Source organism: Marinobacter flavimaris, from assembly GCF_045057155.1.
Taxonomy (GTDB): domain Bacteria; phylum Pseudomonadota; class Gammaproteobacteria; order Pseudomonadales; family Oleiphilaceae; genus Marinobacter; species Marinobacter manganoxydans.
The window spans coordinates 2,625,001-2,647,118 of the sequence record NZ_CP171359.1 but is presented as its reverse complement, the minus strand read 5'-3'; the positions used below and the strand labels follow the sequence as shown (position 1 = coordinate 2,647,118).

Here is a 22,118-nt window from a genome sequence, read left to right as displayed (position 1 = left end):
TCCCCCCGCTTATTTCTTTTCGTCCAGCGCCTGGATCTCGGCGTAGATCTTTTCTGCCTCCTCCATGAGGGTTCCATGAGTTCTCAGATCGCCATTGCGCTGGGCATCCAGTGCCTTGGCGAGCTTCGCCTCGTATTGTTTCTGCAGTTTTTTCTTCGGATCGCCTTTCAAAAATCCCAACATCGTAATGAACCTGTTTTGGCTGAACGTTCAAAGATTTACGTTTTTTGCTCCATAAAGTTCACAAAATTTTCATGATCAAAAACTGGACAGCCATAAATAATGGGATTAAATTCCCAAACAAAGATATGGGAAAAAAATCCCATTTTATTGTCGGGTGCTAAGACGTGGTCGCCCGGGGACGCAACAACAAGCCTGGAGAAGAACGATGAATCGCAAACCTTTAGCAATTGCAGTGAAACTGGCCATGACCGGCGCTCTTGCTGGCGCGCTCGCCGCTTGCGGAGGCGGTGGCTCTGGAGACGCCTCAACAAGTGATGCTTCATCGGGGACCAGTGTCGGGGCGGTATCCGGTTTCGGCAGTGTTTACGTGAACGGTACCCGATTTGAGACCAACGGCAGCGTTAGCAGCGACGATGGCCTGGAACGCGAGGATCAGCTCGAAAAGGGCATGATCCTCAAAATTGAGGGCGATTGGGATGACAGTGGTCAGGGGCGGGCGGACAAAGTCAGTTATGACGATACCCTGCGCGGGCCGATTTCCGGCATGAGCTGGGATGAGGTTACCCGCACCGGAACTCTGACCATGCTTGGCCAGAGCATTGCCCTGGATGGCAAAACCGTCTTCCGCGGCGCAACACCAACGGCTCTTGCCGACAACCCCCAGGGCTATCGTATAAGGGTCAGCGCCTGGCGTCTTGAGGATGGCAGCTTCCGGGCAAGCTTTGTTGGTGCCCGGGCCATTGGCCTGGAATTCGATGACAACAACGAAGTAGAAATCGAAGGCGTTGTTGCCGATCTGGACACAAGCGCCCAGACCTTCACCATCAACGGTTTTATTATCGATTACACCAGTGCGGTAGGAGACGATGATTTCTCCCTCGATGACCTGGCAAACGGAATCGCTGTCGAAGTGGAAGGGACGCTGAACGGCAACACCATCTTGGCCGAGGAAATCGATGATGAGGATGACCTCTTCGACGATGATGACGATGTCGAAATCTCCGGAAGCATTTATGACTATGACGCCGCCAGCGGACAGTTCTCGGTAAATGGGGTGCGCGTCCAGATTGATGGGGGCACCGAGTTCGACGATCTCCGCGAAAGCAGCCTTGCGGATGGCCTGTTCGTGAAAGTGGAAGGGGATTTCCGCAATGGCGTCCTGGTGGCTGAAGAGATCGAAGGCCGGGATTCCGATGCCGAGCTGGATGGTCGCATCGAGTCTCTTGATCTGACCAATGAAACCATGGTCGTCAGTGGCGTCCGGGTTCAGCTGACCGGCAACACCCTGATTGATGACGACGACGATGACGAAGATGGCCTTCGCAGTCGCGTCCAGGATATCCAGAGCCTGCAGGTGGGTGACTATCTCGAAATTGAAGGTCGCCAGCAGAGCAGTGAAGGCGGATTCCTCGAGGCCATCAGCATCGAGCGTGAGGATGACGATGACGATGACGATTTTGAGCTTGAGGCACGGGTGAGTGCCATCGGAGCCGATTCCATCACCATCATGAATCTTGAGGTGCTCCGAAATGGCTACAGCCTGTCCGGCGCCCAGGTTGGTGATGAAGTGGAAATCGAGTATCGCCAGACCAGCGGTGGCGAGTATGAGCTCACCGACAACGTCGAAGTCGATGACGATAGTGACGACGGCAATGGCAGCAATGATGATTGATCAGTGAGCCGAAGGTGCGGGTCGGACAGTTGTCGGCCCGCATCCTGGCTTTCGAAGTCGCTATGGGAATACAATCCCAAACATGAAAAAGCCCAACCCCCTGCATCAAGCGCTGTTTCGCATTCTGCGCCCTCTGGCGAGGTTGCTGTTGCGCAATGGTATTCCTTTTGGTGAGTTCTCCGAGCTGGTTAAACGTGCCTACGTGGAAGCCGCCCTGGAGGACTTCACCGACGACCGGAGAAAGCCCACGGACTCACGGGCTGCAGTCATGACCGGGCTGACCCGCAAGGAAGTCAAACGCCAGCGGGAGATCCTGGCAGGGGAGGATGCTGGGAGCCGCGACGTGCTCCATACCAACCGGGCGTCCCGGGTGGTATCGGGCTGGGTCCACGATGCGGTGTTTCAGGCCAAGGACGGAGAGCCTGCCATGCTGGCTTTCGACGGGCCTGCAAGCTTCAGCGAGCTGGTCAAACGCTACAGCGGCGACATGCCGCCCCGTTCCGTGCTGGATGAACTGCTTCGGGTGGGGGTGGTTTCCGTGGAGGGGGAATCTGGCCGCCTGGTCCTGCAGCAAAGGGCCTTTGTCCCGGCCGGAGACAGCGAGGAAATGCTGCAGATTTTCGGTGAGGACGTATCGGATCTCATCGCAACCATTGATCACAATCTGGTCAGTGACGAGTCCGGGCAGCCACCTCTGTTCCAGAGAACCCTGACCTACAACAATATCCCTCCGGAAGTGATGGAGCGCTGGCGCAGGCATGCAGCCGAACGTTCCCAGTCTCTTCTGGAAGAACTGGACAAGTGGCTTGGTCCCCATGATCGGGATATATCCGGTCAAGAGCCTGAAAGTGTATCCGGTGAGCCCGTCCGAACCGGCGTGAGCATCTTCTTCTTTGAAGAGCCCGCCGGAAAAGGCGGCCGGGGTGGGGAATAAAAAAGTTTCCGCAGGCGCTTTAAACAAGCGATATGACAGATGCCGGCCAGGAACGCCGGTTACGGAGATAAAGGTTATGAAACGGCACTTCTGCAATCGTGTTATTGGGCTGGCAGCCGGCACAGTGGTCTTCGGGGCGATCTCCGCCTGCGGTGGCGCTGGCGGAGGCCTTGATGTTGCCGATGGTGGTATCCGGGGCACCGGGTCCAGCGTTGGTCCGGTTTCCGGATTCGGAAGTGTTTTTGTTAATGGCGTTGAATTCAGCACCGATGACATTCCGAATCGGGAAGTGGAAAGCAATGACGGCATCACTGCTGAAGGCCTTCTGAGTGAAGGAATGATTCTCAGGGTTGAAGGCGAGTGGTTTGATGATGGCGAAGGCACGGCCGAGAAGCTCAGTTACGACGATACATTGCGGGGTCCGGTAGACCTAGTGACCGCCGATCCAAGTGGTGCCGGTGAATTCGTGACCCTTTCAGTGATGGGGCAATCCGTGCGGGTTGATCGCCAGACGGTGGTTCGCGGCACAACTTACGCCACACTGCTTGGCGAACCCTCTATCACAGATCATGTCCGTGTCAGCGCCTGGCGTCAGGCCGATGGCTCCTATCGGGCCGGCTACATCGCGGTCATCAATCCGGATCTGACTAGTATCGAGTTGGAAGGCACATTGTCAGCGGTGGATATATCCCAGAATCAATTCACGATTGGCACGATCACCGTTGAATATGATGAGAACAGCGTCAGTTTCGGATCAGACCTGACCGAGGCGAACCTGATCAACGGCGCTGTCCTGGAGGTAGAGGGAACCCTGTCAGGAAGCGTGTTGACTGCCGCTACCATTGACCGGGACGACGCCCGACGCTTCAGTCGCAGCAGTGCTGACGATATCGAGTTCACCGCGATAATTGATGCGCCCTATACCGCTTCCGGTATCAGCTCACGCCCGGGAGAGTTTACGATGGGAGGTCTGACCGTTCGGGTGACAGATGCAACCGAACTGGATGACAGCATTACTCTCGACGAGCTTACCGAAGGGCTCCTGATACAGGTGGAAGGGCAGTTCGTCTCGGATACGGTTGTTGAAGCGGAGGAAATTGAACTCCGGGACGGCAATGCGAAAGTGAAGGGAGTAGTTTCTTCCTCTGCTGACAACTCTTTCCTAGTCGGCGGTGTTGAAGTTCGGATTTCGTCGACGACTGCCTTCACTGTCGAAGACGGCTCTGGTATCTCATTCCAGACCCTCCCCATTGGTTCGACCACAGTGGAGGTCGAGGGCATTGAGAAAGAGCAGGGTGCAGATGTATTTATCGAAGCTTTGAAGGTGGAGGTTGATGACGAAATTGCAGATTTCGATGATCGAGATCTTTACGAGCTTGAAGGAAAGCTTACGAGCATCACTCCGAGCACCATCACGGTTCTCGGTGTATCGATCGATGCCGGACCAGCGGTTTACGACAGTAATACTCAAAGTGAAATTATTGATCGTTTTGATGATGGCGAGCTTTTGATTCTCGAAGTTGAATATTCGAGGAACGGGAACAACTTCATCGCCGACGAAATCGATCTGGAAGAAAGCGATGACGATTAACTACAAAACCCGTACATAAATGCGGCCCACTCCGGCCCGGGTTTTGCTATACATACGGACACGCCAGGCAGGGACGCTGTTGCCGACTGTGCAGGATGCATGAAGCACACATGCTAGCGGAGTCCGTATGTCACTCAGTTTTATCCGGCGGCTGATCTCTAGCCGCCTTCTCCGACCGGTTTTTGTTGTTCTGGTCGTTGCCGGTCTGGTTCAGGTCCTGGTCAGCCAGTGGCTGATTTCCAGCCAGGTAGAGCGCCTGGTAGACACCGCAGGGTCCGCCCTTGAGGCCAGCAGCCAGCAGGTCAGTGCCTCCTTCGGGGATACCCGTGAGGATGTCCGATCCCGCCTGGAGACCATGCGGCAGAAGACCACCGAGGAACTCTCCGCCGAACTCACCCGCCAGCAGACGGCGCAGCAGGAACGCGTTGCCGGCAACGTTCGCACTGCTGTCATGGCGGAAGCCCAGGGTCTGGCTGATGTCCTCGCCGCTGTTGCGGCCCCGCTGATCTGGGATCGGGATGTCCCACGCCTCACCGATCTTGTCGAACTGGCCGACGCCCGTGAATCGGTTCTGTTTGCCGTGTATTACGACCAGTACGGTGATCGGCTGACCCGTTATGTGGACCGCACCGACGACCGGGTGCGCACCTTAATGGAGCAGGGGGAAGGTCGCGGTGCGGCAAATCGGGTCCTGGATGCGGCAAGTCGCGACCCCAACGTGGTCATCATTACGGCCGATATCGCCCCCCAGGGTTCCGCCATTGGTCAGCTGAAGCTGGGGCTGTCGCTCGAAGGCATCAATCAGGACCTGGCGGCTCTGGAGCAGGAGTTCAGCGCTACCATCACCGGCAGCATCGACGCGCTGCATGACACCCTGGAAGCAGAAACCGAACAGGTTAACCGGCGCCTTCAGCAGCAGTTGGCGAGTATGGACGCTGACACTCGCTCCAGAATCCAGAACACTGTGGAGGCGTTGAATACCGAAGCTTCGAGCCTCTCCGCCAATTTGAGCATGCTGGCAATCGGTTCCGTGGTGGTTCTGATCCTGCTGGTGGCCCTGGTGCTCGGCGGAGGCTTGCTGCCCAGAGTTTTCCGTTTGAGCTCGGCGATCTGGGGTATCGCCGATGGCGAGGCCGATCTCACCCGCCGGGTTTCCATGAAAGGCAAGGATGAGCTCACGGAAATGGCGCAAGGCGTGAACCGCTTTATTGGACGAATCCAGGAGCTGGTCTCGGAAGTCAAAGAGTCCGCTGAATCGGCAGCCGGCCAGGCCCAGGCTCAGGGCGACATAAGCCGTAGTGCCGTGGCCGCGGTGAATCGTCAGGAGCAGGACGTCGCCGAGGTGTCCGGCACCATGGAAGCCATGTCCCGCAGCATCTCTGAGGTGGCTGAGAACATACAGGACATCGCCGGATCGGTGAGTAATGTCAGTTCCGAGAGCGAGGCCACCGCCGGTATTTCCCGGGATGTGCGAAACCGGCTGGATCAGGTGGTCCGTAACGTTGAGCAGGCAGTAGATGCGGTTAATCAGCTGGACCACCAGAGCAAGGAAATCGGTTCGGTGCTGTCGGTGATCGGTGCCATCGCAGAGCAAACCAACCTGCTGGCACTGAACGCCGCCATCGAGGCTGCCCGTGCAGGAGAATCCGGCCGGGGCTTTGCGGTGGTGGCCGATGAGGTCCGCACCCTGGCAAGCCGGACCCAGGAATCCACCACCGAAATCCAGTCCATCATCGAACGCCTGCAGCAGGGCAGTCGACAGGCGGTCAGCGCTATCGGTGAAGTATCAGGCCAGGTTGCGGAATCCTCCTCGGAGTTCCGCCGGGCCGATGAACATTTCGATCGGATCAATCAGCTGCTCAGCAGCCTTCAGGATCGGGCCCTGGCGATTTCATCCGTGGCAGAAGAGCAGGGCCGGCATGCCAGTGAGGTCAGCGTGAGCGTGAGCGATATTGCCGGTTCCTCCCGCCAGACGGTTGAAGCCATTGAGCGCTCCGATGAGGCCAGCGGCCAGATTGCCAGGACGCTGACCTCGTTGAAGGACAAAGCCTCACAGTTCCAGGTTTAGGAGCCTTCAGATAGCAGGCGTTCCCGGGCGCTTCTGTATTCGTCGGCCAGGCGGCTCACCAGGTCCGGGACGCTCAGCACGTCGTCGATCTGGCTGACCCCCTGGCCTGCGGACCACACGGTTTTCCAGGCTTTGGCTTCATCATCAATGGGCTTCAGCTTTTCCCCGTAGTTGATCTCGCCGGCCTGGTTCAATTTGTCCATGGGGAAGCCGGCTGCCTCCAGACTCTGGCGCATGAAGCTGGCGGGCACACCGGATACCGCCGGTGTGTGAATAATGTCGCCAGACACCGCCTCGATGATCATGTTCCGGTAGGCTTCGTCGGCCTGGGACTCGAACGTGTTGATAAACCGGGTGCCCAGGTAGGCCAGGTCCGCGCCCATGGCCTGGGCCGCCAGCAGGTCCTCACCGTGGGACAGCCCACCGGCGAGCAGAATCGTGCCATCAAAGACTTCCCGGATTTCGTGCACCAGAACGAACGGGTTGATGGTGCCCGCATGGCCACCGGCACCCGCCGCCACTGCGATGATACCGTCAACCCCCGCCTCCGCTGCCTTGCGGGCATGCTTCTGGTTGGTCACGTCATGGAACACCACGCCGCCATAGCTGTGAACCGCTTCCACCACCTGGCTGGCGGCGCCGAGAGAGGTAATGATGATAGGCACCTGGTGTTTTACACACAGTTCCAGATCCGCCTGCCAGCGGTGATTGGTCCGGTGCACGATCAGGTTAACGGCGTAGGGCGCCGTTGTGACACCCGGATTCGTGCTTCGAAAGGCTACCAACTCTTCATTCATCTGGATCAGCCAGTCTTCAAAGCCTTCGCTGGTACGCTGGTTCAGGGCCGGGAAGCTGCCAACGATACCTTGCTTGCAGCAGGCAAGCGCCAGTTCCGGGCCAGAGATCAGGAACATGGGTGCGGCCACCAGAGGCAGTGAGAGAGAGTCTTTCATGGAAGCGGGCAACGGCATGAGGATTCCTTAATTTTTGTTGGAACTTTTGTAGGATATAAAGGATCTTAGCGTGCCCGGCCGGTTCTGAAAACGGTCGCGAGCTAATTAATTCCGGAAAACCAGAAATACAAAAAGGAGCCCCTCCATGGGTGAAGCAAAACGTCGCAAAGAAACCGGTGCACCGCCTCCCCCAAAAGCAAAATCCAACAAGCCGCTGTATGCCGGCATTGGTTTGCTGGTTCTGGCAGCGGTGCTTTTCGGTGTCTTTTTCCTGACCGCCGCACCCGAACCGACTTCGGACGAACTGCCTGTGGCTGCGCCCAATGCCGAGGAGTTTCCAGCCCAACTGGACCAGTACGGCGTCTCCGTCGGCCCCGAAGATGCCCCGGTGGTGGTGCGTGAATTTGCCGACTACCAGTGCCCCGCCTGCGGCAGCTTTTCCTCTGCCAGCAAGCAGTTGAAAGAGGAATACGTGGACGCCGGCAAGGTTCGATTCGTCTACTTTGATCTGCCACTGCAGCAGCATCAGAACGCCATGCCCGCCGCCCAGGCAGCCCGCTGCGCCGGTGACCAGGATGCCTACTGGGAAATGCACGATCGCCTCTACGGTTTTCAGACCGAGTGGAGTGCTTCGAACGATCCGGTCGCAACCTTTACCCGTTATGCCGGGGATCTCGGGCTGGATGAGCGCCGCTTTCGCCGGTGCATGACCACCGAACTGCACCGCGAGGCTGTCGAGCAGAGCCGCCAGGTGGCCATGCAGTTACGAGTCACCAGCACACCGACGGTTCTGGTGGATAACATTCGCCTGACCCGACCGGGCTGGGGTCAACTTTCCGCCGTAGTTGAGCGTGAACTGGCTGATGAGGCGGACTGACGATTTGATCCCCGGGTAACCCCGCACTTGATCGTGAGCCTGAGTTGGTTAAAATTTGCGCCCTCTCAGGCTCCAGCCTTTGATACTTTCAACCAGTTCCGAAACCATGCTCCGGATTTACGGTCCGGCCCGCAGGAGAAAATGATGAGCAACAACGTTGTTGTCTGCGCACTGTACAAGTTCGCAGTCCTGAATGATTATAAATCCCTCCGCCAGCCGCTGCTGGACCTGATGCTCGAGAAAGACGTGCACGGCACTTTGCTGCTGGCGCGCGAGGGCATCAACGGCACCATTGCCGGCAGCCGCGAAGGCATTGATGCCGTGAAAGACTGGATCGCCAGCGACGAGCGGTTCGACGGCATTGATTACAAAGAGTCCTTTGTGGACATCCAGCCGTTCAAACGCACCAAAGTGAAGTTCAAGAAAGAGATCGTCACCATGGGTGTGGACGGTATTGATCCGAAGCGGATTGTCGGCACGTATGTGGATCCGAAAGAATGGAACAAACTGATTTCCGATCCGGATGTGGTGCTGGTGGATACCCGCAACCAATACGAAGTCGAGATCGGCACCTTCCAAAACGCGCTGAACCCCGCCACAGACACCTTCCGGGAGTTTCCGGACTACGTGAAACAGAACCTGGACCCGGCCAAACACAAAAAGGTTGCCATGTTCTGCACCGGCGGCATCCGATGTGAAAAGTCCACCGCCTACCTGAAAGAACAGGGGTTTGACGAGGTGTATCACCTCAAGGGCGGCATTCTGAAGTACCTGGAAGAGGTGCCTCAGGAGCAGAGCCTGTGGCAGGGCGAGTGTTTTGTATTCGACGACCGGGTTACCGTCAACCATAACCTGGAGCGTGGTGATTACGACCAGTGCCACGCCTGCCGCCGGCCCATTACCGAAGACGATAAACAGCGCCCGGAATACGAACAGGGTGTGAGCTGCCACCAGTGCATCGACTCCCTGACCGAGGAACAGAAAGCCCGGTTCAAGGAGCGCGAGCGCCAGATGCGTCTGGCCGAGGAACGTGGCGAAGCCCACGTGGGTGGCGAAGCGGCCCGCATTATTGCCGAGCGCAAGGCCCGAAAGAAGGCCGAGCGCGAGCAACAGGCCCGCAGAAGTCTGGAGGGGGAAAACGCACGTAAGTCTACGTCGAATTAAAGAAAACTCAACCAAGGAGAAACTATGTTGATCAGGAAACCGCTGGTAGTCGCCTGTATGGCACTGGCCCCGATGGTTCATGCCCAGGAAAGCGGAAACTGGAAAGGCGAAGCCGAACTGGGTGTGTTGATGGCCACCGGTAACAGCGAGGAAACCAAGGTGAACGGCCGGCTGGGGCTGATTCACGAAACCGGCACCTGGCGTAACAGCGGCGATTTCAGTTCCAGGTACACCGAGGCGGAAGACCAAACCACTGCCGAGGAATACAAGGCTGCACTGGAAGCCAACCGCAAGTTCGACGACCATCAGTACTGGTTTGTTCGCGGGTCCTGGGAGGATGACCGTTTCTCCGGCTACGACTTTGAATCCACCCTGACCACCGGTTATGGCAACCGGGTGTGGCAGTCTGGCGACCGTTCCTTCCTGGACCTGTCTGCCGGCGCCGGTTATCGCTACAACAAGCTCATGCAGGTGGACGTGGACACCGGTCGTGACGTGGAAAAAGAAGCCATCGCGCGGCTGGCAGGCCAGTTCGATTACGGTTTGTCTGAAACCTCCCTGTTCCGGCAGAAACTGAGCACGGAAATCGGCCTGGATTACAACAACACCATCACTGAGTCTGAGACCTCCTTGCAGAGCACCATCGTGAACAGCCTGTCCATGAAAGTGGCGTTCCGGGTGAAGTATGTATCGGATGCGCCGGAAGGTTCAGACAAGACCGACACCGAAACGTCGCTGTCTTTGCTCTACGGTTTCTGAGCAGCGTCGGTTAAAAAAAACGGGACAGGTGGTTCAACCATCTGCCCCGTTTTTGTTTGCGGAAACCGGTTATACGTTGTTTCGCAGCCCCAGCTCGTCCGGGTAGGGGGTCAGGTATTTCTGGGTGTGCAGGTAGTCTACCGGCTCCTTGCGCTGGGCCAGGCGCAGCAGCGTCATCGGCACTACCAGCGGGATCTCCCCGCGCCGGTAGGCTTCAATCTGCTCCAGCAGCACCGTTTTCTCTTCGGCGGACATACCGTCTTTCAGGTAGCCCAGCAAATGCTGCATGGCATTCACGTGGGAGCCCCGGCTCACTTTCTGGGTCATGGCTTCCATAAAGCCGTGAATATAGCGCTCGGCAATCTGCGCCAGCGGCTCGGATTTCAAATCGGCCAGCATCGGCCCCAACTGGCGGTAGATCTTTTCAGAATGTGCCAGCAGGGTGAACTTGTGGCGCTGGTGGAACTCCAGCAGTGACTGCTTGGTGAGCTGGTCGCCGGCCACGTTCTGCATCCAGTCGTCGTAGGCGAACACACGCTCGATAAAGTTTTCCCGCAGCATGTCGTCGTGCAGGCGGCCCTCTTCTTCCACCGGCATCAGCGGGTAGGCTTTCATCAGGGCATCCGCGAACATGCCCCGGCCATCGCGATGCATGAAGGCGCCCTCGGCGTTATGGATCTTGATGCGTTCCATGCCGCAGCTGGGGGATTTCGCCATCAGGATATAGCCGCGCAGATTCTCCAGGGAGGGCAAAACCTGCTGGATGAAGTCCTGCATGGGTTGTGTGTGGTCTTTGGTGCCTTTGCTTTCAACCAGGTGCAGGCCGTCTCCGTGCTCGCGCAGGTGAATGGCCGGGCGGGGCACGCCAAGGCCCGCTTCCAGCTCCGGGCAGATAGAACGGAACTCGAAATGCTTAGACAGCACCTGGGTGCAGTAACGGGAATGTTTATGGCCGCCATCATGGCGAACTTCCTTGCCCAGCAGGCAGGTGCTGATTCCGACGGGGATGCCGCTCACGTTAGTCTCCGATAATAACCAGGTCTGATAGCTAAAACTGTCTTTGTAATACGTGAATTCAGTCTAGCCCGATCAGGCCGCTGCGGAAAACTGTAACCCCACCTATTCAGGATGGATTATCGAGCCTTTTCGTTTCTTCGCGGCCATGGCGAGTGTGGTGGCGTAGATGGTGCGGACGTCTTGGGCGAACTGCTCCACTGAGTAGTCCCTGGCAAATTCCAGGGCCTGTTCGGAGAGTTTTTCACGCAGATCGTCGTCTTCCAGTAGCTTTTTGACTTGCGCCCGCCACTGGTCCTGTTTTTCCGGCGTCTTGAAGCCGTTGAACCCGTGTCGGACAACGTCTTCAATGCCACTGGAGCGAACCGCTACGACCGGCAAACCGGCAGCCATCGCCTCCAGAATTACCATGCCCTGGGTTTCGGAGATGGAGGCGAACAGGAAGGCATCCCCCAGTCGGTACCAGGTGGCCATTTCGTCCGGCGGCACGGCACCAACAAGGGTGAAGTGTTGTTGAAGTCCCAGGTCTTCGATCTTCTTCTGCAAGCGGTCCTTTTGGTGGCCATCGCCGATCATCAGGAACCGGAAGGGCACATGGGTTTCCCGCCGCAGGGCATCAATGGCCTCAATCATGAAGTCGATGTTTTTCTCGTTCGAGAGCCGGGAAACACTGACAAACACTTTCTCATTCCTGAGCTTCAGCTTCTCCCGGAGTTGCTCGACGTCCTTTTCCTGAACCTCCTGGAACTTGTGATATTCAATGCCGGTAGGCTGCACGAAGGTCGGTGTTTTAACCCCGATCATCCGCAGATATTCCTCCGTGGAGTAGGTAGGCACGATCACACCGTCGCACTTGTTGGCAAAGCGTTTGATCAGCGCGTGCGAAATCAGGTTCCGGAACAGCATGCCGGGTAGCGGCACGAAGTGGGCGTAATGCTCCAGGCGGGTATGGTAGGTGTATATGGCCGGGATATTCAGGGTGCGAGCCACGAACAGGCCCAGCGACCCCAGCCAGAACGGATGGTGCAGATGGATGATATCCGGCTTGAACGCCCGAACCCGTTTGCGAATCCGCCCGAGGAAAATATTGGCCAGCCGGAATTCCCGCTTCTCGCCCATGGCCAGTAGCGAGGGCACTCGCAAAACGTGGGATTCGGTTTCCGGCTGCCCCTTGTAGCGGGGCGCCACGACCAGCAGTTTATCGCCAAGCGCTTCCAGGCCCCGGCGCAGGCGTTCAATGGAAATGGGTACCCCGCCGATGAAGGGCAGGTAGTTGTTGGTAAACATGGCCACCCGCATCGGTTTGTCCAGCCAGGGCGAGGGGTCCAGGTCGTAGTCCGGGTAATAATCCTTGCCGATGAAAATGGCGCCGTACAGCTTGATCGCAATGGCCGCAAACACGGCGACGATCAGAATAAAGTTGAGGTAACCGGTGTAGAACAGGGAGTAGATAAAGAACCAGAGACTTTCCAGCCGCTTCAGAACCGGGTGCTGGCCCACTTCCAGTCGCTGCAGACGGTGTGTTACCTCGCCATCTGAGTCTACATTCACCTGCACGTAGTGATAGAAACTGGTGTCGTTGTTCATAACCAGGCCACCGGCGCCACCCGTGGTAACGAAGGTGGTGTCTTCTACCGTCTTTTCCGAATAGAGCGAGAGGTTGGCTGAAAATACCCGGTCAACGTCATGCTCCTCGATGGCCTGTAGAAGGGCGTCCCGGAACTCGGGCGGCGCCAGGTAATCATCCTTCTGGTCGAACGGGGCATTCTCGTCCGGATGAAGGGGAGGGTGCCCGATGAACAAGATCCTCGCCTTCGACGTGTCCTGGGCCAGCAAATCCTTCAGCCAGCGGATCTGCCAGCGCCAGGGAGTTTTACCGGTGCTGTCCAGAAAAATCAGCCGGCTATTGCCCGCTTCGATACTGAAGAAGTGCGGGCCGAAGTGATCGTAGAAACGGAAACTGCCAAAGTCCTCGTACTCGTGGGCACCGAAGGTCAGCAGATAGGGGATCTCCAGGTGGCTCAGAGTGCCGTAGAGTGCCCGGTACTTGTCTTCGCCGCCACCACTGACAGCGTTCCCCGCCGAAACCAGAAAATCCAGCCCGGATCGATTCAGCTCCGGGATGATGCGGTCCTCGAAGATGCCCACCGAATTATTGATATTGCCCACCACCGCGAAACTGAAGGGCTCGCCGGGTTCAAGTGCCTGATAAATCCGTTCTACCTGCTCGGTATGAACCCCCTCGAAATCCTCCGTGAACAGATTCAGGTAGGTTTTGTAGCCAACCAGCAGAAACACCACCAGAAGACAGAGGTAAAACAGCAGCTTGAGTGGGTTTCGGAAGATCATCCGGCTCTCCTGCGATTGGCAACAAGTTCCTTCTGTAGCACCACCAGCCCGATAATCATGCCCAGATAGATGGTCAGCAGACGCCAGCAGACGATGACCAGAATCAGGTGGTTTCCCGAGAGGATATCCCGGAAGAAGCTCCCGAAAACACCCTCCGAGATGCCTGAGGCGCCCGGCGTGGGCGAGAAGTACATCACGAAGGTGGTCACAACCAGCAGGCCCACGGACATCACATAATCAACACTGTAGTCCAGGCTGTGCATCAGCAGCGCCGGGAAGCTGAACAGGCTAAGCAGAAACACGGCGGTGAACAGGATGGACAGCCAGACGAACACCGGAGCACCACGCAGGTAATCACCAAAGCTCCGTGACAGCCGCAGCATTTCCCGGCGTGCCTTGAACTGCCAGCGCCGATGGCGGGGTTCACTTATCAGATGGAGCCGACGCGCGGCCCTCAGCAGCCGGGTCAGGGGGCCGATCAGCCAGCGGGTCCGGAACAGCAGAACCAGGAAAAAGCCGAGGTACAACACAATCAGAACTGCCAGAGCGGTGCCGATATCGCCAGTAATGGAATTGCCGTCCAGGGGTTTGAGCGTGAGCAGGAATACCGGCGTCAGCGAAAATATGAACAGCACCGCCAGGATCGTCCGGATCGTGGTCGCAGCCGTCGCACGCCCAATCGGAACGCCATGGTGGCTCAGAAACCAGATCTGGGCGAAACCGCCACCGGTGGCCATCGGCGTGATGTTGGAAAAGAACAGATTGATAAACACCAGCCGCACCATGGCCGGCAGGGGAATCCTGTGCCCCAGGGCTCTCAGCGTAAAATAGAGCCGAAGGCCATCCGAGATGAAATAAACCAGCAGAAGGCCAGCCACCGATAACAGGGTTCCCGGAGCGATCAGCCTGGTATCGAAGGTAAGGGTGCGTTCGGCGAACAGATGGTAAACGGTATACAGCCCGGCAGCGGTGAGTACCAGAAACAACAGACTGAACATCGCCAGTCTTTTTCCAGAAGCGCGCTTTGAATAGCTGATTTCAGTGGAGTCAGTCATGGGCTGCCCGTCAGAGTGAGACGGGCAGTTTACAGCGTAGGGTGTGGTGGGTGTCCAGTGTCGCTGGCGGCGAACCCCATGGATTCCAGGGTCGAGGTTAAGAAGTCAGAGCCTGGTGAATGAGAGACTTCTGGTGCTCCGCAAACTCCCGAATCAACACCTGCGCCTTATCCGAATCCCGCGCCAGCACCGCCTGCGGCAGATTGGCAAAAAACTCACTGGTCTGCGTCAAACCTCGACGATACCGATCGGCACTCAGATAATAGGCCCGACTGACCGCCGGCTTGAAATTCGACAGTGCCTCCGTGAGATACGGATTCCCCACCACCTCACAACAGGCATCCATCACATCAAAACTCGCCTCAACCACCCCGGAGATGTCGGCAGATCCGTCGTTTATCTTGTCAACAACCTTGCTCACCGCCCCAAGCACCAGAGGCTTGTCGCGTTCCTGCCAGCGCTCGCACAAACGCACCGCCATCATCATCAGCAAGTGCATATAAACATCGTAGAGCTCCGAAGCATGGGCCGCATCCAGCCGGGTTGCCGAAGCGCCCTTACGGGGCGTGATCTCCACCAGATGCCAGCGCTCCAGGGTGTACAGGGCTTCCTTCACCGATGCCCGGCTCACCTTCAGTTTACCGGCGAGCGTGGCCTCCTGAATCCGCTCACCCGGACGAATCTGCCCGGTCATGATCCGTTCTGCAAGGTAATTGGCAATCTGCTCGGCCAGTGTGTTCGGCACCTGAAAATCCATAAAGGCTCTCTGGACAGGTCGTAAAAACCGGTCGGCTGCTGCAGTAAGCCGACCGGCGGAAGAGTATATGCGCATGAGTTTATCACAGCCTCGGAGTGCGATAGCGACAACGCCTTGATTCGGCGGGGCTTCCTGACAATTGTCAAAAAACCTCGCCAGAAATGTTGACGACTGATGTATTGTAGGACAATAATGCAGAAAACAACAGGTGATCAGAGTTTCACCAACAAGCATTTGATGGAGAGAACCCAATGAGCACAACGCAGTTATCGGTCAATCGCGAGGCCACCCGCCGAAGGATATTGCTGACCCTCAAGAAGTACAGCTACCTGATCGCCATGGTGCCCCTGTTGCTGCCGCCTCTGCTGCTGGCCGCCGGCCAGGCCACTGATCTGGTGAACCTGTTTTCCTGGGGCGTCCCCGTGGTCGTGTTCGGGATCATCCCGGTACTGGACATGCTGCTCGGCAAGGATTCCCTGAACCCGGATGAAGAAACCGACGTGCCGCGGATGGTCGGCGAACGGTTCTATAAAGCCATTACCCTGGGCTGGGTGGCAGGCTTTGCAGCCTTACTGGTCTGGAGCATGCTGGAACTGGCGTCCGGCACCTTCAGCCTGGTGGGCAGTATTGGCTGGATCGTCTCCATCGGCATCGTCGGAGGCCTCGGCATCAACGTCGCCCACGAACTCATCCACAAAGACGAAAAACTCGAAACTCGGGCCGGCGGCTTCCTGCTGTCACTGGTCTGCTACGCCGGTTTCAAAGTCGAACACCTGCGCGGCCACCACGTACACGTCTCCACCCCGGAAGATGCCTCCTCGTCACGCTACAACCAGTCCCTGTATAACTTCTTGCCCCAGGCCTACATGCGCAACTTCCTGAATGCCTGGAAACTGGAAGCCGAACGCCTGCAACGCAAAGGCCACAAAGCCCTCAGCTGGCGCAACGAACTGATCTGGTGGTACAGCATCAGCGCCCTGGCACTGGCTGGTTTCACCATCGCCTTCGGCTGGCTCGGCGCCGTCTTCTTCCTGGGCCAGAGCTTCATCGCCTTCACCCTGCTGGAAATCGTCAACTACCTTGAACACTACGGCCTGCACCGGAGAAAACTCGAAAACGGCCGCTACGAACGCACCGGCCCCGAACACAGCTGGAACAGCAACTACTTCCTCACCAACGTCTTCCTGTTCCACCTCCAACGCCACAGCGACCACCACGCCTGGGCCAAACGCAGATACCAGATCCTCCGCCACCACGACGTGGCTCCCCAACTACCGGCCGGCTACTCCGCAATGATCGTCCTGGCAATGTTCCCCCCACTCTGGCGGCGGGTAATGAACCCAAGGGTAGAGGCTTATTACGAAGGAGAAGAACACCAGTTGGCCTGAAAGCGGGCCACTCCAAAGGTTCGGTCGGCAGGGGTGTGAGGGGGTTCTTTCTGCAGGGAAACGACTGTCTGAGCGAAGCGAGTTCGGATTCCCGGAAGAAAGAACCCCCTCATGGCCCTGCCAGCCACCGATCTTCAGAGCGTCTCTGAAGAAACGCCGGCCTAAAAAACCGGCCCTCAAGACCCCGGCGGTTCGTCTCTGGCCCCGGGGTCTTTTTTCACGCCCTTGAAATCTCCCTGAAACGCACACAGGTATAACCTTTGAATCCTGCGAAAAAAAGGGAAAACCAACATGCCCAAGCATTTCGAACAGGCCCCTGGCCTATACGAAGAAACCGTTCCCGAAACCGAAGGTTACGTCTTCAACCAGACCATGATGCGCATCAAGGAACCCGAGCGCTCCATGGACTTCTACACCCGAGTGATGGGCATGCGCCTCGTTCGCAAACTGGACTTCCCCGAAATGAAGTTCACCCTGTATTTCCTTGGCTACCTGGATGATCGCCAGGCCGGCCTCGTGCCGCAGGACGATGCCCACCGCACCACCTACACCTTCGGCCGCGAAGCCATGCTTGAGCTCACCCACAACTGGGGCACCGAAGACGACAACGACTTCGGCTACCACAATGGCAACGACGAACCTCAGGGCTTCGGCCACATCGGCGTAGCGGTGCCAGACGTTTACGCCGCCTGCGACCGCTTTGAAAAGCTCGGTGTGGAGTTTGTGAAAAAGCCGGACGACGGCAAGATGAAAGGCCTGGCCTTTATCAAAGACCCGGACGGCTACTGGATTGAAATCCTGCAGCCGGACATGCTTGAGAAACAGCGCAAGGAAGACTGATCTTCCTTACTCCGCACCGGCCTCCTGGCCGGCTGCGGGTTTACGGCCGTAGCGGGAGGCCACCACCACCGCTGCGGTCAGTATCAGTGCCCCCGCAATACCAATCGGCCCCAGAATCTCCTCCAGAAACACCCAGGCCAGCAGCGCCACAAACAGCGGTTCCAGAGTCACAATGATGCTGGAGAGCGTGGCCGGTGTCGTTTTCATGCCAGAGAAAAAGCACACATAGCCAATACAGGTTGGCACCACCCCCACATACACCACCATCAGCCAGTGCCCGATACTGAGAGTTTCCAGCCCCTCGAAACCGCCAGACAGGGCAACCACCGGCAACAGAATCAGCGCCGCAGTGAAGAAGCAGATAAACGCCGTGGTGAACACCGGTGTCCCGGCAGAGCTGTAACGGCTGGTCAGCGTGAAACCGGTGTACACGCAGGCGGCCAGTAACGCCACCAGAATGCCCGCAAGCCGAAGTGTACCGGTGGTGTCCATATCGCTGAGAACCAGCATGCCCGTGCCCGCGATGGCGGCAAACAGCGACAGAACCGTCAAAAGGCTGGGCTTCTCTCCCAGAAGAGGCGCAGCAAGAATTGCCACCAGCACTGGCGGAAGGCAGAGCGCGATCAGGGTGGCGATGCCGGCACCGGTGAGGTCCACGGCCAGAAGGTAGCTGCCCTGGTAGAACGCCTGGAACAGGCCAAGGGCTGCCAGCGGAATCAGGGTCTTGCGGGTGAGGCTCCGTAGCGAACTGCCGGGCACTCTGGCGCCCGGGTTGGCGCGCTCAAGGCGTATCTGCTCCCGCCGCATCAGTAGCCAGAAAAACGGCAAGGCCACCGCCAGTCGCAGGAAGCCCAACGTAATGGCCTGCAGTTCGGTACCGGTAAACAGAAATTTCGCAACAATGCCCGTGGTCGCCCATAGCAGGGCAGCCAGGGCGATCAACAGGGCGCCTTGGATCATTCAATAATCAACACAATAAGCTCTTTGGGACCGTGAACACCGTAGGCAAGGGTTTGCTCGATGTCGGCGGTTTTGGAAGGGCCAGAGATTAGCAGGGCATTGGTCGGCATGCCAGCAGCCCAGTTCTGGGCCTTCATGGCTTCGTGGAAGGTGGTATAGAGCTCCGCGGCCCGGAGCACGGCAATGTGCACCGGCGGCACCAGGCTCATTAGCCGTGGCTCGTCCTCGTTTGGCCACAGGATCAGCGAGCCGGTTTCGGCAATACCGCCGCGGGTGGACGTAATGCTGGCGTCCACCTCGTTGAACAAATGCGACTGCCAGCTTTCGATAGGCTCGTCGTAGATCAGCAGTTCCGGCAGATCGTTGCGACCGGCAGTGCGAAGGGACTGTCCGATTTCGTGTTGCTTTGGAATCAGCAGATTCCTGGCGCCGCGGGTGTTCAGCACCTCGGCCAGGCGGTCCATCCACATGTCTTCGGTGCAGTGGTGCACCTCGCCGTGAACCGACTCGATCATCTTCTCGAACCGCTCGATACGCTCCTTTGTCGACCAGTCATCCCGTACCAGAACAGAGAAGTCGCATTCCGGCACCGTCAGTTCACCGCCGGTTCGGTTGCGCAGCCGCTGCAGAATCGTTTCCCGGGAACTCATTGGCCACGCTCCTTCATCCGCTGGTGCAGGGTTTTGGCCGCCAGTTTGGGCGCCGTGCGGTAATCGGTCCAGGCGCCGGCTTTCGAGGGCTGCAATGCCCTGAATTTGCTGGCGGCACCGGTGCCGAAGCGATAAATGCCGGGGCTGGCATGCATCCAGGCCCAGCCTTTCCAGATCATCGCTTCCATGGAGCTTCGCTTGGCCCCGTGGCCACGGACCTTGGCCGGGTGGAGCTTGTCGCCATCCACCGATTCCTGGCGCAGTCGCACCAACAGATCGGGAATGGGGATTTTCACCGGGCAGACCTCACCGCAGGCGCCACACAGGCTGGAGGCGCTGGGCAGGTGCCGGCCTTCGTCCAGGCCAATCAGGTGCGGCATCAGGATCTTGCCGATCGGGCCCGGATAGGTGGTGCCATAGGCATGGCCGCCTACCCGTGTGTACACCGGGCAGTGGTTCATGCAGGCGCCGCAACGGATGCAGCGCAGGGTGTCCAGCAGCTCGTCGTCCTGGTAGATCGACGAGCGGCCGTTATCCACCAGCACCAGATGCACTTCCTCCGGCCCGTCCAGCTCCTCGGCCTTGCGCGGGCCGGAAATCATGTTGAAGTAGGTGGTGATGTGCTGGCCGGTAGCAGACCGGGTCAGCAGGGCGAGCAGGGCAGAGACGTCCTCCATGCTCGGCACTACCTTCTCGATACCGGTAACGGCAATGTGGCATTTCGGAACTGTGGTGGTCATCCGGCCATTGCCTTCGTTTTCCACCAGGCACAGGGTGCCGGTCTCCGCCACCGCAAAGTTAACCCCGGAAACGCCCACATCGGCATTCATGAACTTTTCCCGCAATTGCAGGCGGGCACTGGCGGTGAGGTATTCCACATCGTTGGAGAGATCGGTGCCGGTTTTGTCATGCAATAACTGGGAGATCTCGCCGGTGTTCTTGTGAATCGCGGGCATGATGATGTGCGATGGCGTTTCATCCGCCAACTGCACAATGTACTCGCCCAGGTCCGATTCCAGGGCTTCGATGCCCTGTTCCTCCAGGTAATGGTTCAGTTCCATTTCCTCGGAGACCATGGACTTGCCCTTGATTACCGTCTTGGCATCCCGCGCCTTGCAGATATCCCGCACAATCCGGCAGGCCTCGTCGCCGTCCACCGCCCAGTGCACCTTGATGCCGTTTTCGGTCAGCTTTTTTTCAAGCTGCTCCAGCAAATCTGGCAGATTGGCCAGGGCGCGGAGGCGAACGTTGGCACCGAGATCCCGGAGGGTTTCCAGATCCCAGCCCTCGAACGCCGTCTTGCGCTTGGACATCAGCCCGTCCATGGCGCTGCGGAAATTCTTGCGGATCTTGGGATCGTGAATGGCCGCCTGAGCCCGCGGGTGGAATTCTTTTACGTCGATGTGATGGCCAGTGTGCTCGGCTGTCTCACTCATGACTGCTGCCCCCCTTTGCCCTGGGTGCGCGACCACAGGAAACTGAGAATGTGCTGGCCTTCAACAGGCTTCTGGTTCTTCTCGGCGTAGCCGGCGATGTTCATCAGGCAGCCGCAATCGGTGGTGACAAACTGCCTGGTGCCGGTATCCACCAGTGCGTCCACCTTCTCGCTCACCATGGCGCTGGAAATCTCCGGGTGGCGAACCGCAAAGGTACCGCCAAACCCGCAGCATTCCTCCGGCCGGATCTGCTCTACCAGGTTCACGTTTTTGAGCTGGCCCAGCAGTTTTGGTCCAACCTCGGCCACGCCCATTTCCCGGCGGGCGGAGCAGGAGGTATGCATGGCCACGGTGGTGGGTTCACCCAGGTCTTCCAGTTTGATGTGGCACACGTTGAGCAGGAAATCCGTCAGCTCCCAGACCCGGCCCGCAACCTCAGCGGCTTTCACCTCATCCGTGGTGTCCTTGAACAGGTCGGGGTAGTGCTTGCGCATCATCCCGCCACAGGAGCCGGATGGCACCACAATGGGCCAGTCGCCGGGGAACAGGTCGAGCTGCGCCCTGGCTACTGATCGGGCCTCGTCGTGATAACCAGAGGTGTAGGCTGGCTGGCCACAGCAGGTCTGGTTCTGGGGAAACAGCACCTCAATGCCTTCACGCTCCAGAAGTTCCACGCCGGCAATGCCCGCATCGGGGTAAAACATGTCCACCAGACAGGTGCCGTAGAAATAGACTTTCGCGGGTTTTGCAGGATAAACCTTGATCGGATCAACCATGTGCGGATGCTCAACGGTTTTTGAATTGTTATCCAGCAATAATAGGGTGGCGAGCGCGGTGTTGCCAGACGACTTTATGGGTAGCCGGAAAGAGGGAGGAAAGGGATTCAGAAAGAGGAAGGGCAGCGGCAGCGCGCCACTGCCCGGGGTATTACTTCACGGTGAGGCGAGCGGCATTTTTCTCGATGGTACGTTCGCCAATGCCCTTCACATTTGCCAGGTCTGCGGTAACTGCAAAAGGACCATTCGCTTCGCGATAGGCAACGATGGCTTCGGCCTTGCTCTGGCCAATGCCGTTCAGGCTGGCGAGGGTAGCCACATCGGCCGTGTTGATATTGATAGCGGCGTCCTGGGCGTAGGCAAAACCGGTAACCAGGCTGAACAGCAGAACGAGTGTTGCGAAAAGCGGTGTGCGTTTCATAGATACGAGCTCCTGAAGCTGTGTTGCGTTTTTTGGTTTTGTGCCAGGGCGCAAAGCAGCAGAAGCGAAATGTAAAGAAGAGAGCAGAAATGTCTGTGGGTACGGGGAGTGCACGGACGGGACCACATTCCTTGTGATCCCCGATTCCGTGGCTGACCCCTGCCTGTTCCCTCAGGCGTGCGACTCATCCTGAGCGCGTCTTCCCTGTGATCATCCCTGTAAGCCCCGATCCTTCGGGCAACTCCTCGTCCGTGGAGTGCTCTTCCCTGAA

At 58.0% G+C, this 22,118-nt stretch carries 20 protein-coding genes; 9 read left to right on the top strand and 11 right to left on the bottom strand.

Going from position 1 to position 22,118, the window contains the following annotated elements:
* Positions 1-9: 9 nt before the first annotated feature.
* The gene (locus ACGK9W_RS12550; RefSeq protein WP_008175274.1) at positions 10-183 is read right to left on the bottom strand and encodes a DUF6435 family protein; all 174 of its coding nucleotides are present in this window, start codon (positions 181-183) and stop codon (positions 10-12) included.
* Between the two features lie 205 nt (positions 184-388).
* On the opposite strand from ACGK9W_RS12550, the gene ACGK9W_RS12545 reads away from it, so the two are divergent.
* The 4 genes from ACGK9W_RS12545 (at position 389) to ACGK9W_RS12530 (ending at position 6,448) form a co-directional block, all read left to right on the top strand.
* Positions 389-1,855 (top strand): DUF5666 domain-containing protein, encoded by a 1,467-nt coding sequence (locus ACGK9W_RS12545; RefSeq protein WP_273083320.1) that lies wholly within the window; start codon positions 389-391, stop codon positions 1,853-1,855.
* An 82-nt stretch (positions 1,856-1,937) separates the two neighbouring features.
* Positions 1,938-2,789, top strand: a complete 852-nt coding sequence (locus ACGK9W_RS12540) for a DUF6502 family protein (RefSeq protein WP_092031976.1) — start codon at positions 1,938-1,940, stop codon at positions 2,787-2,789.
* Between the two features lie 76 nt (positions 2,790-2,865).
* Positions 2,866-4,380, top strand: coding sequence for a DUF5666 domain-containing protein (locus tag ACGK9W_RS12535; RefSeq protein ID WP_273018217.1), 1,515 nt, complete (start codon positions 2,866-2,868; stop codon positions 4,378-4,380).
* A 127-nt stretch (positions 4,381-4,507) separates the two neighbouring features.
* Complete coding sequence (locus tag ACGK9W_RS12530; protein WP_405417033.1) at positions 4,508-6,448, top strand: methyl-accepting chemotaxis protein; 1,941 nt, start codon at positions 4,508-4,510, stop codon at positions 6,446-6,448.
* Here the strand turns inward: ACGK9W_RS12530 and ACGK9W_RS12525 are convergent.
* Positions 6,445-7,419 carry an NAD(P)H-dependent flavin oxidoreductase gene (locus ACGK9W_RS12525; protein WP_405417031.1) on the bottom strand — a complete coding sequence of 325 codons (975 nt, stop codon included), beginning with the start codon at positions 7,417-7,419 and terminating at the stop codon, positions 6,445-6,447. The genes ACGK9W_RS12530 and ACGK9W_RS12525 overlap by 4 nt on opposite strands.
* A gap of 127 nt (positions 7,420-7,546) precedes the next feature.
* Between ACGK9W_RS12525 and ACGK9W_RS12520 the strand changes: the two genes are divergently transcribed.
* The 3 genes from ACGK9W_RS12520 to ACGK9W_RS12510 all read left to right on the top strand — a co-directional run bounded on the left by ACGK9W_RS12520 (position 7,547) and on the right by ACGK9W_RS12510 (position 10,201).
* Positions 7,547-8,278: a DsbA family protein gene (locus tag ACGK9W_RS12520; protein WP_405417029.1), complete on the top strand. Its 732-nt coding sequence runs from the start codon at positions 7,547-7,549 to the stop codon at positions 8,276-8,278.
* A gap of 144 nt (positions 8,279-8,422) precedes the next feature.
* Positions 8,423-9,442 (top strand): rhodanese-related sulfurtransferase, encoded by a 1,020-nt coding sequence (locus ACGK9W_RS12515; protein WP_405417027.1) that lies wholly within the window; start codon positions 8,423-8,425, stop codon positions 9,440-9,442.
* A 24-nt stretch (positions 9,443-9,466) separates the two neighbouring features.
* On the top strand, positions 9,467-10,201 hold the full coding sequence (locus tag ACGK9W_RS12510; protein WP_405417025.1) for a YdiY family protein: 735 nt from the start codon (positions 9,467-9,469) through the stop codon (positions 10,199-10,201).
* 69 nt (positions 10,202-10,270) lie between these two features.
* Here ACGK9W_RS12510 and ACGK9W_RS12505 read toward each other — a convergent pair whose 3' ends face one another.
* The 4 genes from ACGK9W_RS12505 to ACGK9W_RS12490 form a co-directional block, all read right to left on the bottom strand.
* Positions 10,271-11,218 carry a YbgA family protein gene (locus ACGK9W_RS12505; RefSeq protein ID WP_405417023.1) on the bottom strand — a complete coding sequence of 316 codons (948 nt, stop codon included), beginning with the start codon at positions 11,216-11,218 and terminating at the stop codon, positions 10,271-10,273.
* 102 nt (positions 11,219-11,320) lie between these two features.
* A complete protein-coding gene (locus ACGK9W_RS12500) occupies positions 11,321-13,564 on the bottom strand; it encodes a glycosyltransferase (RefSeq protein ID WP_008175264.1) in 2,244 nt (747 codons plus the stop codon).
* Entirely contained in the window at positions 13,561-14,619 is a 1,059-nt protein-coding gene (locus tag ACGK9W_RS12495; RefSeq protein ID WP_405417021.1) for a YbhN family protein, read from the bottom strand. The genes ACGK9W_RS12500 and ACGK9W_RS12495 overlap by 4 nt, the downstream gene beginning before the upstream one ends.
* A 97-nt stretch (positions 14,620-14,716) precedes the next feature.
* The gene (locus ACGK9W_RS12490; protein ID WP_273157349.1) at positions 14,717-15,376 is read right to left on the bottom strand and encodes a GntR family transcriptional regulator; all 660 of its coding nucleotides are present in this window, start codon (positions 15,374-15,376) and stop codon (positions 14,717-14,719) included.
* 251 nt (positions 15,377-15,627) lie between these two features.
* Here ACGK9W_RS12490 and ACGK9W_RS12485 point away from each other — a divergent pair, with 251 nt between their 5' ends.
* Both ACGK9W_RS12485 and gloA read left to right on the top strand, forming a co-directional pair.
* Positions 15,628-16,764 (top strand): alkane 1-monooxygenase, encoded by a 1,137-nt coding sequence (locus tag ACGK9W_RS12485; protein ID WP_008175258.1) that lies wholly within the window; start codon positions 15,628-15,630, stop codon positions 16,762-16,764.
* 291 nt (positions 16,765-17,055) lie between these two features.
* Positions 17,056-17,604 (top strand): lactoylglutathione lyase, encoded by a 549-nt coding sequence (gene gloA, locus ACGK9W_RS12480; protein WP_008175256.1) that lies wholly within the window; start codon positions 17,056-17,058, stop codon positions 17,602-17,604.
* Between the two features lie 6 nt (positions 17,605-17,610).
* Here gloA and ACGK9W_RS12475 read toward each other — a convergent pair whose 3' ends face one another.
* The 5 genes from ACGK9W_RS12475 to ACGK9W_RS12455 form a co-directional block, all read right to left on the bottom strand.
* Entirely contained in the window at positions 17,611-18,564 is a 954-nt protein-coding gene (locus ACGK9W_RS12475) for a DMT family transporter (protein ID WP_092031973.1), read from the bottom strand.
* Positions 18,561-19,214 carry a lactate utilization protein C gene (locus ACGK9W_RS12470; RefSeq protein ID WP_405417018.1) on the bottom strand — a complete coding sequence of 218 codons (654 nt, stop codon included), beginning with the start codon at positions 19,212-19,214 and terminating at the stop codon, positions 18,561-18,563. The genes ACGK9W_RS12475 and ACGK9W_RS12470 overlap by 4 nt, the downstream gene beginning before the upstream one ends.
* Positions 19,211-20,650 carry a LutB/LldF family L-lactate oxidation iron-sulfur protein gene (locus ACGK9W_RS12465; protein ID WP_405417016.1) on the bottom strand — a complete coding sequence of 480 codons (1,440 nt, stop codon included), beginning with the start codon at positions 20,648-20,650 and terminating at the stop codon, positions 19,211-19,213. Before ACGK9W_RS12465 ends, ACGK9W_RS12470 begins: the two co-directional genes overlap by 4 nt.
* Positions 20,647-21,426: a (Fe-S)-binding protein gene (locus ACGK9W_RS12460; RefSeq protein WP_273044517.1), complete on the bottom strand. Its 780-nt coding sequence runs from the start codon at positions 21,424-21,426 to the stop codon at positions 20,647-20,649. The genes ACGK9W_RS12465 and ACGK9W_RS12460 overlap by 4 nt, the downstream gene beginning before the upstream one ends.
* 151 nt (positions 21,427-21,577) lie before the next feature.
* Complete coding sequence (locus ACGK9W_RS12455) at positions 21,578-21,847, bottom strand: ComEA family DNA-binding protein (protein ID WP_008175232.1); 270 nt, start codon at positions 21,845-21,847, stop codon at positions 21,578-21,580.
* Positions 21,848-22,118 lie beyond the last annotated feature (271 nt).